Raw genomic sequence first — 17,121 nt, 5'->3', positions numbered from 1 at the left:
AGAAGGGACGCGACCATGCTTGACGACAAGGATCGCATCTTCACCAACCTCTACGGCCAACAGGACTGGGGCATCGACGCCGCGATCCGGCGTGGCGATTGGGATGATACCAAGGGTCTGATGGTGCGCGGCCAGGATGGCATCATCGACGTGATCAAGGCGTCGGGCCTGCGCGGGCGCGGCGGCGCGGGGTTCCCGACCGGCATGAAGTGGAGCTTCATGCCCAAGGAGTCCAAGAACGGCAAGCCGAGCTTCCTGGTCATCAACGCCGATGAATCCGAGCCGGGGTCGTGCAAGGACCGCGAGATCATCCGGCATGATCCGCACAAGCTGATCGAAGGCGCGCTGATCGCGGGCTATGCGATGCGCGCGCGCGCGGCCTATATCTACATTCGCGGCGAATATATCCGCGAGGCCGAGACCTTGTTCGAGGCGGTGGCGCAGGCCTATGCGCGCGGCTTCATCGGCAAGAATGCGTGCGGGTCGGGCTATGATTTCGACGTGTTCGTGCACCGCGGCGCCGGAGCCTATATCTGCGGCGAAGAAACCGCGATGCTGGAAAGCCTGGAGGGCAAGAAGGGCCAGCCGCGGCTGAAGCCGCCGTTCCCGGCGGGCGTCGGCCTGTATGGCTGCCCGACCACGGTCAACAACGTGGAGTCGATCGCTGTCGCGCCGACGATCCTGCGACGCGGGGCGGAGTGGTTTGCCGGCATTGGCCGCGACAAGAACCAGGGCACCAAGCTGTTCCAGATCAGCGGCCATGTGAACCGGCCCTGCGTGGTCGAGGACGCGATGGGCGTGTCGTTCCGCGAACTGATCGAAACCCATGCCGGCGGGATTCGCGGCGGCTGGGACAATCTGCTCGCCGTGATCCCCGGCGGATCGTCGGTGCCGCTGGTACCGGCGGCGCAGATCATCGATGCGCCGATGGATTTCGATGGCCTGCGCGAGCTGGGTTCGGGGCTGGGCACAGCGGCGATCATCGTCATGGACAAGTCGACCGACATCGTGCGCGCGATCAGCCGGATCAGCTATTTCTACAAGCATGAGAGCTGTGGCCAGTGCACGCCGTGCCGGGAAGGCACCGGCTGGATGTGGCGCGTGATGGAGCGGCTGCGCGAAGGCAATGCCGAGATCGGCGAGATCGACATGCTGGAGGAAGTGACCCGGCAGATCGAAGGGCACACCATCTGCGCGCTGGGCGATGCGGCGGCGTGGCCGATCCAGGGGTTGATCAAGCATTTCCGCCCTGAGATCGAGCGTCGGATCATCGAGAAGAATGGGGCCGCGCCCTATGCGGTGGCGGCGGAATGAGCGACGATCGTAGCGACCTGATGCTGGAAATCCTGAAAGGGATCCAATCCGACGTCGGCGCGATCAAGCGCGAGCAGGCGTCGCAGGGCATTCGTTTGCTGGCGCTGGAGGATCATGTCCGCGGACTGGTCACCACGATCTACGGAATTCAGGCAGACGTCGCCGACCTCAAGACCCGCGTCGACCGCATCGAGCGGCGGCTCGGCCTGACCGATACGGAACACTGAAGCCATGCCCATTCTCACCGTCGACGGGATCGAAGTCGAAGTTCCAGCGGGCGCTACCGTGCTCCAGGCGTGCGAGGCCGCGGGGAAGGAGATTCCGCGCTTCTGCTATCATGAGCGGCTGAGCATCGCCGGCAATTGCCGGATGTGCCTGGTCGAGGTGAAGCCCGGTCCGCCCAAGCCGCAGGCGTCGTGCGCCCTGCCGGCGGCGGACAAGATGGAGGTGTTCACCACCACCGAGAAGGTGAAGAAGGCGCGCGAGGGGGTGATGGAGTTCCTGCTCATCAACCATCCGCTCGATTGCCCGATCTGCGACCAGGGTGGCGAGTGCGACCTGCAGGACCAGAGCCTCGCTTACGGTCGCGGGCACAGCCGCTATGACGAAAACAAGCGTGCGGTCACCGAGAAATATATGGGGCCGATCGTCAAGACGGTCATGACGCGCTGCATCCAGTGCACGCGCTGCGTCCGGTTCGCGCAGGAAGTGGCGGGTGTAGAGGAGATCGGCGCGATCGGCCGCGGCGAGAACATGCAGATCACCACCTATCTGGAGCACGCCGCGACCAGCGAACTGTCCGGCAACGTGGTCGACCTGTGCCCGGTCGGGGCGCTGACGTCGAAGCCCTATGCGTTCGAAGCGCGGCCGTGGGAACTGAAGAAGACCTATGCCATCGACGTGATGGATGCAGTCGGCACGAACATCCGGCTCGACAGCCGCGGGCGGCAGGTGCTGCGCGCGCTGCCGCGGCTGAACGAGGATGTGAACGAGGAATGGGCGTCGGACAAGACACGCCATGCGGTCGACGGCCTGGTGCGGCGGCGGCTCGATGCACCCTATGTCCGGCGTGACGGCAGGCTGGTGAAGGTCAGCTGGGCCGATGCGTTCGCGGCGGTGAAGGCGGCGGCGGATGCGGCCGGAGCGTCGGTGGCGGCGATAGCGGGCGACCTGGTCGATGCGGAGACGCTGTATGCGGCCAAGGCGCTGTTGCGATCGATGGGATCGGACGCGCTGGAAGGACGGCAAACCGGCTTGTCCTATGACGTGTCGAGCATTGCCGCCGTCAATTTCAACACGACCATCGCCGGTGTCGAGACCGCGGATGCGGTGCTGCTGATCGGCAGCAATCCCCGCTGGGAAGCGCCTTTGGTCAACACGCGCATCCGCAAGGCGGTGAAGCGTGACGCCAAGGTGTTCGCGATCGGCGAGCCGGTCGACCTGACCTATCCGGTGACGTGGTTGGGCAATGACGCGGCGTTGCTGGCGGATCTGCCGCAGGCGGTGATCGATGCCTTCGGCGCGGCGACGCGGCCGGTGATGATCGTCGGCGGCGGCGCGTTGAAGCTGGACGGCGTGCAGGCGGCATCGCTGGCGCTGATCGAGACGCTGGGCCTGATCAAGGATCAGTGGAACGGGTATAATGTCCTGCATTTCTCCGCGTCGCGGATGGCCGGGCTGATGCTCGGCTATGCGCAGGACGGCGGGATCGCCGCGCTGGCCGAGGCGGCGCCGAAGCTGTTGTTCTTGCTGGGCGCGGACGAGGTAGATTTCGGACGCTTTGTCGGTTCGACCAAGGTCTATGTCGGGCATCATGGCGACAAGGGCGCGGCGGCGGCGGACATCGTGCTGCCGGGTGCGGCCTATAGCGAAAAATCGGGAACGTGGGTCAATCTGGAAGGGCGCGTGCAGCGCGGCGAGCGGGCGGTGTTCCCACCGGGTGATGCCCGCGACGACTGGAGCATCTTCCGCGCGCTGTCCGACACGCTGGGTCGCCGGTTGCCGTTCGACACGATCGAGGCGCTGCGGGCGCAGATGGTGGCGGAGGTTCCCGGGTTCGGCGTGGTCGGGCTGGCAGACTATGGATGGCGCTTGCCGGCGTTGCCGTCGGTACCGGTATCGGGTGCGTTCGGACTGCCGATCCAGGATTTCTACCTGACCAACGCGATCTGCCGGGCGAGTCCGACGATGCAGCGCTGTTCGGACGAGCTGGTGCATGGCCATGCCTATGCGGAGGCGGCGGAATGACGAACTTCTTTGCGGGCTATCTCGGCTATAATGGTGGCTGGCTGGTCGCGACGATCATCGCGATCCTGCTGATCGCCCTGCCGCTGATGCTGTCGGTCGCGATGATCATCTATGCCGATCGCAAGATCTGGGCCGCGATGGCATTGCGGCGCGGGCCGAACGTGGTCGGTCCGTTCGGCTTGCTGCAATCCTTTGCCGACGGATTGAAGGTGTTCCTGAAGGAAACGATCATCCCGTCGTCGGCGAACCGGGGCCTGTTCCTGATCGCGCCGATCCTGACCTTCACGGTCGCGCTGGTGGCGTGGGCGGTCATTCCGTTCGGGCCGGGCATGGTGCTGGCCGACATCAATGTCGGGCTGCTCTACATTCTGGCGGCGTCGTCGCTCGGCGTGTACGGGATCATCATGGCGGGTTGGGCTTCCAACTCCAAATATCCGTTCTATTCCGCGCTGCGGGCCGCGGCGCAGATGGTCAGTTATGAAGTATCGATCGGGTTCATCCTGATTTCGGTCGTGCTGTGGGCCGGCACGTTCAACATGGGCGGCATCGTCGCGGCGCAGCGGGCGCATATCTTCGGGTTCATCAACGCGTTCGCACTCAACCCGCTGATGTTCCCGATGGCGGTGATGTTCCTGATTTCGTCGATGGCCGAAACCGCGCGCGCGCCGTTCGACCTGACCGAGGCCGAGAGCGAGCTGGTTGCCGGATATCAGACCGAATATTCATCGATGAGCTTCGCACTGTTCTGGCTTGGCGAATATGGCAACGTCATCCTGATGTGCGTGCTGAATGCCACGCTGTTCTGGGGCGGATGGTTGCCGCCGGTCGATTGGGCGCCGCTCTATATGGTGCCGGGCATCCTGTGGCTCTTCCTCAAGATGCTGACCTTCTTCTTCATCTTCAGCTGGGTGAAGGCGACGGTGCCGCGGTACCGGTATGATCAGCTGATGCGGCTGGGCTGGAAGATCTTCCTGCCGGTGTCGCTTTTCTGGGTATTCCTGGTGTCGGGATATCTGATGCTTACTCGTTACGGAGTGTAGGCCATGGGTCTCGCCTATCTCGTCAAGTCGTTCACGCTCTGGGAGTTCGTGAAGGCGCATGCCCTGACCTTGAAGTATTTCTTCAAGCCCAAGGCGACGATCAACTATCCCTATGAGCGCAACCCGCTGAGCCCGCGGTTCCGCGGCGAGCATGTCCTGCGGCGCTATCCCAATGGCGAGGAGCGCTGCATCGCGTGCAAGCTGTGCGAGGCGGTGTGCCCGGCGCAGGCGATCACGATCGAGGCGGAGCCGCGCGACGACGGCAGCCGCCGGACGACGCGGTCCGATATCGACATGACCAAGTGCATCTTCTGCGGCCTGTGCCAGGAAGCGTGTCCGGTCGACGCGGTCGTGGAGGGACCAAATCTGGAATATTCGACCGAGACGCGCGAGGAGCTGATCTACGACAAGGCCAAGCTGCTCGCCAATGGCGATCGTTGGGAGCGGGCGATCGCGGCGAACCTTGCCGCCGATGCGCCCTATCGCTAAGGCCCGCCCGACTCCGTCGCACCGTGCCATTCCGGTACGGTGCAGCGCCATCACGACCACCGGTTTGAGGACCGTATCGCTTTGATCCAGACGATCGCCTTCTATCTGTTCGCCACGCTCGTGATCGCTTCCGGGGCGCTCACGATCGTCGCGCGCAACCCGGTGCATTCGGTGCTGTGGCTGATCCTGGCGTTCTTCAACGCCGCCGGCCTGATGGTGCTGGTCGGGGCCGAGTTCATCGCCATGCTGCTGGTCATCGTCTATGTCGGCGCGGTCGCGGTGCTGTTCCTGTTCGTGGTCATGATGCTGGATATCGACTTTTCGGAACTGCGGGCCGGGTTCGGGCGGTACATGCCGTTCGGGGTGCTGCTGGTGATCGTACTGGCGGCGGAGATCATCTTCGCGGTCGGCGCATGGAGCGCGGGTGGGATCGGGCTGAGCGCCGCCACTTCGCCGACGCCGGAGGGCATGTCGAACATCCAGGCGCTGGGCACGCTGCTTTACACGCGCTATCTCTATATCTTCGAGGCGGCGGGGCTCGTGCTGCTGGTTGCGATGATCGGCGCGATCGTGCTGACCCACCGGACCCGGAGCGGCGTGCGTGCGCAGAATATCAGCCGCCAGAACCAGCGTCGTCCGCAGGATGCGGTCCGCAACGTCGTCGATCAGCCGGTGGGCAAGGGAGTGTCGCTGTGATCGGGATCCAGCATTTCCTGGTGGTGTCCGCCATCCTGTTCGCGATGGGGGTGTTCGGCATCTTCCTGAACCGGAAGAACATCATCATCATCCTGATGGCGATCGAACTGATCCTGCTGAGCGTCAATATCAACCTGGTCGCCTTTTCCGCCTATCTCGGCGATCTGGTGGGGCAGGTGTTCGCGATGTTCGTGCTGACGGTCGCGGCCGGCGAGGCGGCGATCGGGCTGGCGATCCTGGTGATCTATTTCCGCGGACGCGGCACGATCCTGGTTGACGACGTCAACCGGATGAAGGGGTAATTCGGACCGTGATTACCGCTATCGTCTTCCTGCCCCTGTTGGCAGCCATCGTCGCCGGGCTGGGCCAGCGCATGATCGGCGCCGTGCCGGCAAAGCTGATCACCACGGCGGGGCTGTTCGCCTCCTGTGCGCTGGCGTGGCCGATCTTCCTGGGTTTCCTGAACGGGTCGATCGCGCCGCATGTCGAAACGGTGCTGCCGTTCATCCGGTCGGGCGACCTGGTGGTCGACTGGGCGTTGCGCGTGGACGCGCTGACCGCGGTCATGCTGGTCGTCATCACCTCGGTGTCGGCGCTCGTCCATCTGTATAGCTGGGGCTATATGGCGGAGGATCCGGATCAGCCGCGCTTCTTCGCCTATCTGTCGCTGTTCACCTTCGCCATGCTGATGCTGGTGACGTCGGACAACCTGATCCAGATGTTCTTCGGCTGGGAAGGGGTCGGTCTCGCCTCCTATCTGCTGATCGGCTTCTGGTACACCAAGCCGAGCGCCAACGCGGCGGCGATCAAGGCGTTCGTCGTCAACCGCGTCGGGGATTTCGGCTTTTCGCTCGGCATTTTCGGGACATTCCTGGTGTTCGGGACGGTATCGATCCCGGCGATCCTGGCGGCGGCGCCCGGCATGGCCGGATCGACGATCGGTTTCCTGGGTGGTCGGTTCGATACCATGACCGTGCTGTGCCTGCTGCTGTTCGTCGGCGCGATGGGCAAATCGGCGCAATTGGGGCTGCACACCTGGCTGCCCGACGCAATGGAGGGCCCGACCCCGGTGTCGGCGCTGATCCATGCCGCGACGATGGTGACTGCCGGCGTATTCATGGTGTGCCGCCTGTCGCCGATGTTCGAAATGTCGCCGGCCGCGCTGACGGTGGTCACCTATGTCGGGGCGGCGACCGCGCTGTTCGCGGCGACGGTCGGGCTGGTGCAGACGGATATCAAGCGCGTGATCGCTTATTCCACCTGTTCGCAGCTAGGCTATATGTTCTTTGCGGCCGGGGTCGGCGCGTATGGCGCGGCGATGTTCCACCTGTTCACCCACGCCTTTTTCAAGGCGCTGCTGTTCCTGGGCGCCGGATCGGTGATCCATGCGATGCACCATGAGCAGGACATGCGGTTCTATGGCGGCCTGCGCCGATCGATCCCGATCACCTTCTGGGGGATGATGGCGGGTACGCTGGCGATTACAGGGGTGGGCATTGCCGACGTGTTCGGTTTTGCGGGCTTCTATTCCAAGGACGCCATTATCGAGGCGACCTATGCATCGGGGACCGACGCCGGGCAGGTTGCGTTTGCCGTCGGTGTGGCCGCGGCGCTGCTGACCAGTTTCTATTCGTGGCGGCTGGTGTTCCTGACCTTCTTCGGCGCGCCGCGCTGGGCGGGGTCCGAGCATATCCAGCATGCAGTGCATGACACGCACGGTCATGGTCATCATGATGATCATGCGCACGACCATCATCCGCACGGTGATCCGGCGGCGGAGGAAGATGCCGGCCATGCGCCCCATGCGCACGACGCCGGCGCGCATCAGGTGGCGACCGGGACCGCGGGCTATCACCCGCATGAAAGCCCGTGGATGATGCTGGTGCCGCTGGGCGTGCTGACACTGGGAGCGGTGTTTGCGGGCTTCGTGTTCCACGGGCCGTTCATCGGTGCGGAAGAGGGCAGCGCATTCTGGCGCGGCAGCATCGCGTTCAACGAACATCTGATGCATGCGATGCACGGCGTTCCGGAGTGGGTGAAGCTGTCCGCCACGGTCGCGATGGCGATCGGTTTCCTGCTGGCGCTGTGGGCCTATGTGCTGAACACCAGCCTGCCCGGCCGGATCGCGGGGACGTTCCACGGGCTCTATGCCTTCCTGCTCAACAAGTGGTATTTCGACGAGCTCTACGCCTTCCTGTTCGTCCGTCCGGCGTTCGCGCTGGGACGGATGTTGTGGAAGCGCGGTGACCAGGGAACGATCGACCGGTTCGGCCCGAACGGCATGGCGCGGCTGGTGGTCGGTGGCGGTGTGCTGACGCGGCGGCTGCAGTCGGGCTACCTGTATACCTATGCGCTGGTGATGCTGCTCGGCCTGGCCGCAGCCGCTACCTGGGTGATGACGCGGTGATGCGGACGCAACCCAGAACCGAATTGGCGACGCGAACCCCGGGGACGATCCGGGCGACGGCGGGGGTGAATTGAACGTGCTCGGTTTTCCCATTCTTTCGATCATGATCGCGGTGCCCGCGGCGGCGGCGGTCCTGTGCCTGCTGCTGCCGGGCGATGGCGCCGCCAAGGCCGCATCGGCGCGCTGGATCGCGTTGATCGCGACGCTGGTCGATTTCGCGCTCGGTATCCTGTTGTGGACGTCGTTCGATGTCGGCGGGGCGCAGTGGCAGTTCGTCGAATATGCACCGGCCTTCGGCCGCTTCGCCTGGGCTCTGGGCATCGATGGCATCGCGCTGATGCTGATCATGCTGTCGGTGTTCCTGATGCCGATCTGCATCGGCGCAAGCTGGGTCGCGATCGAAAAGCGTGTGCCGGAATATATGGCGGCGTTCCTGCTGATGGAAACGCTGATGATCGGCGTGTTCGCGGCGCAGGACATCTTCCTGTTCTATATCTTCTTTGAAGCCGGGCTGATCCCGATGTACCTGATCATCGGCATCTGGGGCGGGGCCGAACGGATCTACGCCAGCTACAAATTCTTTCTCTACACGCTGCTCGGGTCGGTGCTGATGCTGGTCGCGATGCTGTGGATGGCGCGCGAGGCGGGCACGACGTCGGTGCCGGCATTGATGGCCTATGATTTTCCGGTCCATGCGCAGACGTGGTTGTTCCTGGCGTTCTTCGCATCGTTTGCCGTCAAGATGCCGATGTGGCCGGTGCACACCTGGTTGCCGGATGCGCATGTGCAGGCGCCGACCGCGGGATCGGTGATCCTGGCGGGCGTACTGCTCAAAATGGGCGGCTATGGCTTCATCCGCTTCTCGCTGCCGATGTTTCCCGAAGCGTCCGCGCAACTGGTGTGGCTGGTGCTGGGGCTGAGCATGGTCGCGATCGTCTACACCTCGCTGGTGGCGCTGGTGCAGAACGACATGAAGAAGCTGATCGCCTATTCCTCTGTCGCACATATGTCGTTCGTGACGTTCGGGCTGTTCGCATTCAACCGGCAGGGGCTGGAAGGCAGCCTGATGGTGATGTTGAGCCACGGCCTGGTCTCGGGCGCGCTGTTCCTGTGCGTGGGCGTGGTGTATGACCGGCTGCATACGCGTGAGATCGATCGCTATGGCGGTCTGGCGCGGAACATGCCCGGCTATGCGGTGCTGTTCCTGCTGTTCACCATGGCGTCGGTCGGCCTGCCGGGCACGTCCGGGTTCGTGGGCGAATTCCTGGCGATGATGGGCGTGTACCGGATCAGCAGCGTTGCGGGTTTCGTTGCGGTGACCGGGATCATCCTGGGCGCGGCCTATATGCTCTATCTCTACCGACGCGTCGTCTATGGCGCGCTCACCAAGCCGGACGTCGCGGCGATGGCGGACCTTTCGGTCCGGGAATATGCGTTGCTGGTTCCGATCGCGGCGGTCGTGCTGTGGATGGGTATCTATCCGCAAAGCTTCATGGTGCCGATGCAGCGTGATGTCGGCTATCTGCTGACCCGTCTGGATCGTACCGCACCGCAAAGCGATGCCCGTCCCACCGCCGGCCGCCCGGTTCCCGCCGCAACGCAAGCCGAACATGGTGGAGCGCATTGATGTCGACCCTTTCCTCGATCGCGCTGACCGCGCCCGAACTGATCCTGTCCGTAGGATCGATCGCCCTGTTGCTGTGGTCCGCCTGGGGCGGCGATCGGGCGATGCGGGCGATCAGTATCGCTTCGGTCGCGGTGCTGACGGCGGCCGCGTTCTTCCTGCTGGGCCCCGCGGGGCATGGCGGGACCGGGTTCGGCGGACTGTACCATGCCGATCCGTTCGCCGCCTTCTGCAAGCTGCTGATCTATGTCGCGGCGGCAATCTCGATCATCATCGCGCCGCGCTTCTTTGCGCAAGGGGCGTCGCTGCGCCCCGAATATCCGGTGCTGATCCTGCTGTCGTCGGTCGGCATGGGGATGATGGTGTCGGCCGGCGACATGCTGACGCTGTATGTGGGCCTGGAACTGCAGAGTCTTGCCGCCTATGTGCTGGCGTCGTTCATGCGGCGTGACACGCGGTCGGCGGAGGCCGGGCTCAAATATTTCGTGCTGGGCGCGCTGGCCTCGGGCATCCTGCTGTACGGCATCTCGCTGATCTACGGCTTTACGGGAACGACCGACTTTGCGGGCATCGCCGCAGTGTTCTCGACCCCGGCGGAGCATGCGGTGCAACTCGGCCGGCTGTTCGGGCTGGTGTTCGTGTTTGCCGGGCTGGCGTTCAAGATTTCGGCAGTGCCGTTCCACATGTGGACGCCCGATGTCTATGAAGGTGCGCCGACCCCGGTGACGGCGTTCTTTGCGTCGGCGCCGAAGGTTGCGGCGATGGGACTGCTGCTGCGCGTCGCGATCGAGGCGATGGGGCCGGCGACGGAAAGCTGGCGGCAGATCGTGATCTTCTGCGCGTTGGCCTCCACCATATTGGGCGGGGTCGCGGCGATCGGGCAGACCAACATCAAGCGGCTGCTGGCCTATTCGTCGATCAACAATGTCGGTTTCGCACTGTTCGGGCTGGTTCCCGGTACCGCGCTGGGCGTGTCGTCGGTGCTGACCTATATGGCGGTCTATATCGCGATGACGCTGGGGTCGTTCCTGGTGGTGTTGCAGATGCGTGACCAGAACGGCGAACCTGTCGAGACGATTGCGAGCCTATCGGGCCTGTCGCGGACGCGGCCGGCGCTGGCCGCGGCAATGGCGATGTTCATGTTCTCGCTGGCCGGGATACCGCCGCTGTTCGGCTTCTGGCCGAAGTTCCTGGTGTTCGATGCCGTTGTCGATCTGGGGCTGTGGCCGCTGGCGATGATCGGGATCGCGACTTCCGTGATCGGCGCCTATTATTATCTGCGCATCGTGAAGACGATGTATTTCGACGAGCCAGCGGCGGCGTTCGCACCGTCCGGCAGCGCGGTCGAAGGCGGGCTGATCGCGGTCGCGGCGGTGATGGTGTCGCCGCTTGGCTATCTGATGATCGGACCGCTCGGTCTATTGTCGCTGAATGCGGCGAAGGCGCTGTTCTGATCCCTCGCATCGAGACGGTTGCCGAAACGGGATCGACCAACGACGATGTGATGGCGCGCGCGCGTACCGGCGAGACGGAAGGCCTGTGGATCCGTGCGGGTCGCCAGTTGCGCGGGCGTGGACGACAGGGGCGGGCCTGGACCTCCGATCCCGGCAATGTTTCGGCATCCACGCTGATCCGGTTACGACCATCCGATCCGCCCGCACCCACACTGGCGCTGGTCGCGGCAGTCGCGCTGCACGAGACGATGGGCGTGGTCGCGCCGGATCTGTACGTGCGGATCAAATGGCCCAACGACCTGATGGTGGCGGGCGCGAAGATTTCGGGAATCCTGCTGGAACGTGCCGAGGATGCGGTCGTGATCGGGTTCGGCGTCAATCTGGCCTCCGCGCCGGCGTTGCGTGATCGGTCCACGACGAGCGTGGCGGCGTCGACAGGAACTGCGCCCGACCCGGCGGGGTTCGTCGAGATCCTGGCGGAGGTCGTGGTCCGCTGGATCGAGGGATGGCGGCAGCAGGGCCTGGATATCGTCCGCCGGGCGTGGCTGGCGCGTGCACATGCGACCGGGACTGCGTTGCAGGTGCGAACCGCCGATGGCGACAGCGTCGACGGCCTGTTCGACGGGCTGGACCAGGATGGCGGGCTGTTGCTGCGCACGGGCGAAGGGGTGCGGACCGTGCGGGCCGGCGACGTGTTCCTGCTATGACCGTGACCGGCCTGGGTGGCGTCATCAAAGCGGTACACCCCGCGGGCAAGATCGGGTAAGGCGAGGGACATGCTGCTTGCGATCGATGCCGGGAATACCAATATCGTGTTTGCGCTGCTCGATGGGCGGCGGATCGTGACACGGTGGCGGATCGCGACGGATCCCCGCCGGACCGCGGATGAATATGCGGTCTGGCTGCATCAGTTGCTGGCGCTGGAGGGTTATTCCCGCGGCGATGTCGATGGCGTCATCGTGTCGACGGTCGTGCCGCGGGCGCTGCACAATCTGCAGGTGCTGGCGCAGAAATATTTCGGCACGGCCGCCCTGGTGGCGGGGCAGGCGCCGGCGGTGTGGGACATCGTGCTGGACGTCGACGAGCCCCGGTCGGTGGGTGCGGACCGGGCGGTGAACACGGTGGCGGCGCATGCCTTGCATGACGGCGACCTGATCGTGATAGATTTCGGCACCGCGACGACGTTCGACGTGGTGGATTACACGGGTGCCTACAAGGGCGGGATCATCGCCCCGGGCATCAACCTGTCGCTGGACGCCCTGGTGGCGGCCGCGGCGAAGCTGCCGCGGATCGCGATCGCGGCGCCGGAGACGAACAGCCTGATCGGTCGTAACACCGAGGATCAGATGCTGATCGGCATCTACTGGGGTTACATCGCGATGATGGAGGGGCTGGTCGCCCGCATGCGGACCGAGATCGGGCGACCGGTCAAGGTGATCGCAACCGGCGGGCTGGCCACGCTGTTCGACAAACATACTGCGGTGTTCGATGCGATCGAACCCGACCTGACGATCCAGGGCCTTGGCCTGATGTACGAGCGGCTGCGCCGCAACTGACCGCCGTTCCAAGCCCGTCGATCCCAGGAAGGGGAACGGCGGCGGAACGCGCATATTGAAGAGAGAAGAGACGCGTGACCAAACCCGGTAATGAACTGCTTTTCCTGGCCCTGGGTGGGTCGGGCGAGATCGGCATGAACGTCAACCTGTACGGGACGCAGGGTAAATGGCTGATGGTCGACCTGGGCCTGACCTTCGCCGACCCGCATTTTCCCGGCATCGACGTGATCCTGCCCGATCTCGACTTCATCGAGAAGCGATCGAAGGACCTGGTCGGGCTGGTCATCACGCATGGGCATGAGGACCATATCGGGGCAATCCCGTATCTGGCCGCGGACCTGGGCGTGCCGATCTATGCCACGCCGTTCACGGCCGGATTGATCCGCGGCAAGTTGGAGGAAGAAGGGCTTTCCAAGAAGGTGAAGCTGCACGTCATCCCGGTCGCGGGATCGATGCAGCTCGGACCGTTCGCGGTGCAGTTCGTGCCGCTGGCGCATTCGATTCCGGAAGCGAACGGGCTGTTCATCCAGACCAAGCATGGCAATGTGTTCCACACCGGCGACTGGAAACTGGACCCGCAGCCGCTGGTAGGGCAGCCGGCCGACCCCGACCTGATCCGGTCGATCGGGGCGAAGGGCGTGACCGCGCTGGTGTGCGATTCGACCAATGTGTTCAACGAGAAGGAGTCGGGATCCGAGGCGGACGTCCGCGAGGGGCTGATGGAGGTCGTCGGTGCCGCCAAGGGGCGGGTGATGGTGACGAGCTTCGCATCCAACGCGGCGCGCGTGCAGACGCTGGGCGAGGTGGCGGTGGCCACCGGGCGCAAGGTGTGCGTCGCGGGCCGATCGCTGGACCGGATCCTGAAAGTGGCGCGGGCGACCGGCTATATGAAGGGATTTCCCGAGACGCTGGATTTCGACGCGGCGATGCGGGTGCCGCCGGCCGACCTGCTGATCATCGCGACCGGTGGGCAGGGCGAGGATCGGGCGGCGCTGGCGCGGGTGGCGAGCAACAGCCATCAGTTGAAGTTGTCGCAGGGCGATACCGTCATCTTCTCGTCGCGGCAGATCCCGGGCAATGAGGTGGCGGTTGGCCGCATCCAGAACCGGCTGGCGCAAAAGGGCGTTCACCTGGTGACCGATCGCGAGGCGTTCGTGCACGTGTCCGGTCATCCGGGCCGGCCCGAATTGCGGAAGATGTATGACTGGATCAAGCCGGAGATCATCGTGCCGGTGCACGGCGAGATGCGGCATCTGGCCGAACATGCGCGGTTCGCGGTGGACAATGGGATTGCCAAGGGCGTGGTGCAGACCAACGGCACGCTCCTGCGGCTGGCGCCGAACGGCCCCGCGCTGGTGGGGCATGAAAAGGTCGGTCGCCTGATCCTGGATGGTGACGTGATCCTGCCGGCGGACGGCGCGGCGCTGAACGAACGCCGCCGGATAGCGCAGAACGGGATCATCACCGTGGCGATCGCACTGAACAAGCAGGGCGGGATCGTGGGCGAGCCGGGCGTGACAATTCAAGGCATGCCGGTCGAGGAAGATCGCGACGATTTCCTGGTGGAGATGCGCGATGCGGTGCAGGAGGCGGCCCGCAACGGCCAGCGCGATGCCGCCCGCCTGAACGAGAAGATCCGCCTGTCGGTGCGGCGTGCGGCGGCGGACTGGACCGGCAAGAAGCCGGTGGTGGATGTGTCGGTGATCCGGGTGTGACGCCCGGAGCGGATCGTCATTTCTGCGGTTGCGGGAATGACGGTCGGCCCCATCGGATCGATCGTGAGGACAACAGCATGAAGTTCACCTCCATCCTCGCGATCTACGCCCTGTTCTGGTCGTTATGCTTCTTCTTCGTGCTGCCGTTCCGGTTGCGGACCAGCGCGGAGCCGGACGTGACGATCCGCGGCCAGGCGGAAAGCGCGCCGCCGCGGTTCGCGTTCGGCCGGACCTGCCTGTGGACGACGATCGTTTCGGCGATCGTGTTCGCGCTCTATTATGCCAATTATGTGCAGGGATGGATCCAGCCGGACCAGCTGGATTTCTTCACCCGGTACCGCACGGTCTGAGCGGTCAGGCGCGCAGGCGCTCGATCGCCTGCGCAAGCGCGACGTAGAGCTTGCCCATATCCGAAGACAGTAGCGTGACGCCCAGCAGATGGCCGTCGCGGCTGGCCAGGACGCGCCGCAGCATTGCCTCGAAATCGTGGATGTAGCGGTTGACCTGATCGTGAAAATGCTCGTCCGCGCCGTAATGGCCGGCGATGGCGCGGGCCTCGCCATGGTCGAGCAGGCGCACCGCACGCCGGGTGAACACGCCGCGATCTCCGCGCAGATAGGCGGCCCAAGCGGTGTCGGCGACCTCGCTCGACAGGATGCGGGTCATGTCGATGGCGGTGGAGTTGAGCGATTCGATCAACAGCGCGACGCGACCGGCGAAATCGGCCTCGTCCGCAGCCGCCGCCTCCGCCCGGGTTTCCGTCACCCGCGCTTCGACGGTGGCAGTGGTTTCGGCGATCGCCAGTAACTGGCGCACCAGCCGTTCGGATGCGGCAGCGGCGGCATCGGCGGCACGTGCGGCCGCGGCGGTGAGCATTTCCAGATTGCGATCGACCTCCGCCGCGACGCTGCGGTCGACGATTTCGGCGCTGGCGCGGGCGAGCCGGGCGCCGGCATCGGGACCGATGGCGGCGAAAGCGGCGCGGGCATGCTCCGCCGCGTCGTCGGCGGCGCTGCGGACGCGCTGCACCGCGTCCAGCAGCGCGGGGGCTGCGGCATCGACCAGCGCCTGCGTATCGGCATCGGTACGGGCGAGTGCGGCGACCAGATCGTCGAGCGCTGCGCGATTACGATCGATCGCCTCGCCAGAGCGTTCAAGCGCGTCGCTGGCATGGCCCGCGATATCGGCAAATCCTTCCAGCACGGGCAAGGTCTGATCGACGCGGGTAGCGATCCGCGACGAGGCGAAATCGGCGCCCTGCAATGCGGTGCCGATGACGTCCATCGCCCGCGTCAGGCGATCGGCGCGGCCGATCAGGCGGTCCACCGACACCGCGCCGCCATCGACGGCAGCGGCGGCGGCATCCGCGCTCTGTCGCGCCTGATCGAGCCGTTCCATCAGGTGAAGCGTCACGCTGCCGCCATCCTGGCCCAGCGTTTCGAAGCGGTTCGCAGCGCGATCAAGGTCGATCGAAAGCGATCCGGCCAATGTCTGGACTGCGGCCCCTTCGCGCGCGATCCGTTCCGCGAAGGCGGCAAGCCGCGATTCGAGCAGATCGACCTGCCCCTGCGCCGCCGCAAGCGCCTGCGTACTGGCCGTGCCGAGCAGCGTGTGCGAGCCGGTGACGATGGCGGTGAGTGCGGCCTGTTCGGCGGCAAGGCCCTTGCGCAGATCGTCGAGAACCTGCGCGGCCTGATCCAGCGTGAGATCGGCGGTGGCGGCCATGCGGGTGCCGGCGGCGTCGATCCGCTGCGCGGCGACGTCGCTCACCCCTTCGATCCGGGCGAGATGCGCGGCGAGCCGCTGCGTCGCGGCGCCGGCGATCTGATCGGCCTCCTGCGCATGCGTCGTGATCGCGACAAGCTGCGCATCCAGCATGCCGACCTGTTCATGCGCGCCGAGCCCCGCGTCGCGCAGCCGTTCGGCCAGGCTGCGGATCTGCGCATCGATGCGCGGCATATCCGCCAGGATGACGCCGAGATCGACCCGCGCGGCATCGGTGGCGCGTGCCAGCGCCTGCCCCTGATCCACAAAAGCGGCGGTGTCGCGCGCGAAGCCGGCCCGGACGCTGCCGATCCGCGACGCGGCTTCGTCGCCCAGCGCCATCAACTGCCCCGCCTGATCCGCGAGCAGGCGATTCTGATCGGCAATGGCGCCACCCATCCGCGCCAGCGCGGTTTCCAGTGCACGCGTTTCGCGGCGCATATCGGTGGCGACGGCAGCAAACCGCCGCGCCTCGCCATGGCCGCCGCGGGCGATGACCAGATACAGCAGCAGCCCGGCACAGAGCGGGACCAGCCCGACCGAGAAGATGGTGGATAATTCGATCGGCGGGAGCGGGAGGACCGCCGTTGCGGACAGCGTGACATAGCCGAGCCAGCCGAGCGCCAGCAGTACCGGAAGCACCGCCGCGATCCGCCGGCCCCAGACGCGGCGGGGTGGCGCGACGTCGCCCGCGTCATCCATGTCGATCGGTGCCGTATCGATCGACCGATCGATCGATACGGTGTCGTCGCCTGCGTCCGCCGCGACTTGTTCGTCGCGGGCCGCATCCCATCGTGCCCCCATGCCCATGCCTC

The 17,121-nt window shown here is 65.3% G+C and carries 15 protein-coding genes; 14 read left to right on the top strand and 1 reads right to left on the bottom strand.

Annotated features, from left to right (window positions below):
* The first annotated feature begins 15 nt into the window (after positions 1-15).
* The 14 genes from nuoF (at position 16) to VF649_RS08415 (ending at position 14,892) form a co-directional block, all read left to right on the top strand.
* The gene (gene nuoF / locus VF649_RS08480) at positions 16-1,314 is read left to right on the top strand and encodes an NADH-quinone oxidoreductase subunit NuoF (RefSeq protein ID WP_331011527.1); all 1,299 of its coding nucleotides are present in this window, start codon (positions 16-18) and stop codon (positions 1,312-1,314) included.
* Positions 1,311-1,541 (top strand): hypothetical protein, encoded by a 231-nt coding sequence (locus VF649_RS08475; protein WP_331011526.1) that lies wholly within the window; start codon positions 1,311-1,313, stop codon positions 1,539-1,541. Before nuoF ends, VF649_RS08475 begins: the two co-directional genes overlap by 4 nt.
* 4 nt (positions 1,542-1,545) lie before the next feature.
* Positions 1,546-3,561: an NADH-quinone oxidoreductase subunit NuoG gene (gene nuoG / locus VF649_RS08470; protein WP_331011525.1), complete on the top strand. Its 2,016-nt coding sequence runs from the start codon at positions 1,546-1,548 to the stop codon at positions 3,559-3,561.
* Entirely contained in the window at positions 3,558-4,601 is a 1,044-nt protein-coding gene (gene nuoH / locus VF649_RS08465) for an NADH-quinone oxidoreductase subunit NuoH (RefSeq protein ID WP_331011524.1), read from the top strand. The genes nuoG and nuoH overlap by 4 nt, the downstream gene beginning before the upstream one ends.
* 3 nt (positions 4,602-4,604) lie before the next feature.
* The gene (gene nuoI / locus VF649_RS08460) at positions 4,605-5,090 is read left to right on the top strand and encodes an NADH-quinone oxidoreductase subunit NuoI (protein WP_331011523.1); all 486 of its coding nucleotides are present in this window, start codon (positions 4,605-4,607) and stop codon (positions 5,088-5,090) included.
* An 81-nt stretch (positions 5,091-5,171) separates the two neighbouring features.
* Positions 5,172-5,786, top strand: a complete 615-nt coding sequence (locus tag VF649_RS08455; RefSeq protein WP_331011522.1) for an NADH-quinone oxidoreductase subunit J — start codon at positions 5,172-5,174, stop codon at positions 5,784-5,786.
* Positions 5,783-6,088, top strand: coding sequence for an NADH-quinone oxidoreductase subunit NuoK (nuoK, locus tag VF649_RS08450; RefSeq protein ID WP_157176463.1), 306 nt, complete (start codon positions 5,783-5,785; stop codon positions 6,086-6,088). The genes VF649_RS08455 and nuoK overlap by 4 nt, the downstream gene beginning before the upstream one ends.
* 8 nt (positions 6,089-6,096) lie before the next feature.
* Complete coding sequence (nuoL, locus tag VF649_RS08445; RefSeq protein ID WP_331011521.1) at positions 6,097-8,193, top strand: NADH-quinone oxidoreductase subunit L; 2,097 nt, start codon at positions 6,097-6,099, stop codon at positions 8,191-8,193.
* Positions 8,194-8,296: 103 nt separating this feature from the next.
* Positions 8,297-9,820 carry an NADH-quinone oxidoreductase subunit M gene (locus VF649_RS08440; RefSeq protein WP_414713652.1) on the top strand — a complete coding sequence of 508 codons (1,524 nt, stop codon included), beginning with the start codon at positions 8,297-8,299 and terminating at the stop codon, positions 9,818-9,820.
* A complete protein-coding gene (gene nuoN, locus VF649_RS08435; RefSeq protein ID WP_331011520.1) occupies positions 9,820-11,271 on the top strand; it encodes an NADH-quinone oxidoreductase subunit NuoN in 1,452 nt (483 codons plus the stop codon). Before VF649_RS08440 ends, nuoN begins: the two co-directional genes overlap by 1 nt.
* A gap of 8 nt (positions 11,272-11,279) precedes the next feature.
* Positions 11,280-11,978, top strand: a complete 699-nt coding sequence (locus VF649_RS08430) for a biotin--[acetyl-CoA-carboxylase] ligase (RefSeq protein WP_331011546.1) — start codon at positions 11,280-11,282, stop codon at positions 11,976-11,978.
* Between the two features lie 69 nt (positions 11,979-12,047).
* Positions 12,048-12,827 carry a type III pantothenate kinase gene (locus tag VF649_RS08425; protein ID WP_331011519.1) on the top strand — a complete coding sequence of 260 codons (780 nt, stop codon included), beginning with the start codon at positions 12,048-12,050 and terminating at the stop codon, positions 12,825-12,827.
* A 74-nt stretch (positions 12,828-12,901) separates the two neighbouring features.
* Entirely contained in the window at positions 12,902-14,542 is a 1,641-nt protein-coding gene (locus VF649_RS08420) for a ribonuclease J (RefSeq protein ID WP_331011518.1), read from the top strand.
* Positions 14,543-14,619: 77 nt separating this feature from the next.
* On the top strand, positions 14,620-14,892 hold the full coding sequence (locus VF649_RS08415) for a DUF1467 family protein (protein ID WP_331011517.1): 273 nt from the start codon (positions 14,620-14,622) through the stop codon (positions 14,890-14,892).
* A gap of 4 nt (positions 14,893-14,896) precedes the next feature.
* On the opposite strand, the gene VF649_RS08410 is transcribed toward VF649_RS08415, so the two are convergent.
* Complete coding sequence (locus VF649_RS08410) at positions 14,897-17,110, bottom strand: hypothetical protein (protein ID WP_331011516.1); 2,214 nt, start codon at positions 17,108-17,110, stop codon at positions 14,897-14,899.
* Positions 17,111-17,121: the final 11 nt, after the last annotated feature.

Source organism: Sphingomonas sp., from assembly GCF_036387535.1.
Taxonomy (GTDB): domain Bacteria; phylum Pseudomonadota; class Alphaproteobacteria; order Sphingomonadales; family Sphingomonadaceae; genus Sphingomonas_R.
The sequence above is the reverse complement of the archived record's forward strand: the minus strand, read 5'-3'. Positions and strand labels throughout refer to the sequence as shown.

What these genes read in the sequence shown, in the direction of transcription:
- nuoF (WP_331011527.1), top strand. Translation starts at nt 16, where the DNA reads ATGCTTGACGACAAGGATCGCATCTTCACCAACCTCTACGGCCAACAG.
- VF649_RS08475 (WP_331011526.1), top strand. Translation starts at nt 1,311, where the DNA reads ATGAGCGACGATCGTAGCGACCTGATGCTGGAAATCCTGAAAGGGATC.
- nuoG (WP_331011525.1), top strand. Translation starts at nt 1,546, where the DNA reads ATGCCCATTCTCACCGTCGACGGGATCGAAGTCGAAGTTCCAGCGGGC.
- nuoH (WP_331011524.1), top strand. Translation starts at nt 3,558, where the DNA reads ATGACGAACTTCTTTGCGGGCTATCTCGGCTATAATGGTGGCTGGCTG.
- nuoI (WP_331011523.1), top strand. Translation starts at nt 4,605, where the DNA reads ATGGGTCTCGCCTATCTCGTCAAGTCGTTCACGCTCTGGGAGTTCGTG.
- VF649_RS08440 (WP_414713652.1), top strand. Translation starts at nt 8,297, where the DNA reads ATGATCGCGGTGCCCGCGGCGGCGGCGGTCCTGTGCCTGCTGCTGCCG.
- nuoN (WP_331011520.1), top strand. Translation starts at nt 9,820, where the DNA reads ATGTCGACCCTTTCCTCGATCGCGCTGACCGCGCCCGAACTGATCCTG.
- VF649_RS08425 (WP_331011519.1), top strand. Translation starts at nt 12,048, where the DNA reads ATGCTGCTTGCGATCGATGCCGGGAATACCAATATCGTGTTTGCGCTG.
- VF649_RS08415 (WP_331011517.1), top strand. Translation starts at nt 14,620, where the DNA reads ATGAAGTTCACCTCCATCCTCGCGATCTACGCCCTGTTCTGGTCGTTA.
- VF649_RS08410 (WP_331011516.1), bottom strand. Translation starts at nt 17,110, where the DNA reads ATGGGGGCACGATGGGATGCGGCCCGCGACGAACAAGTCGCGGCGGAC.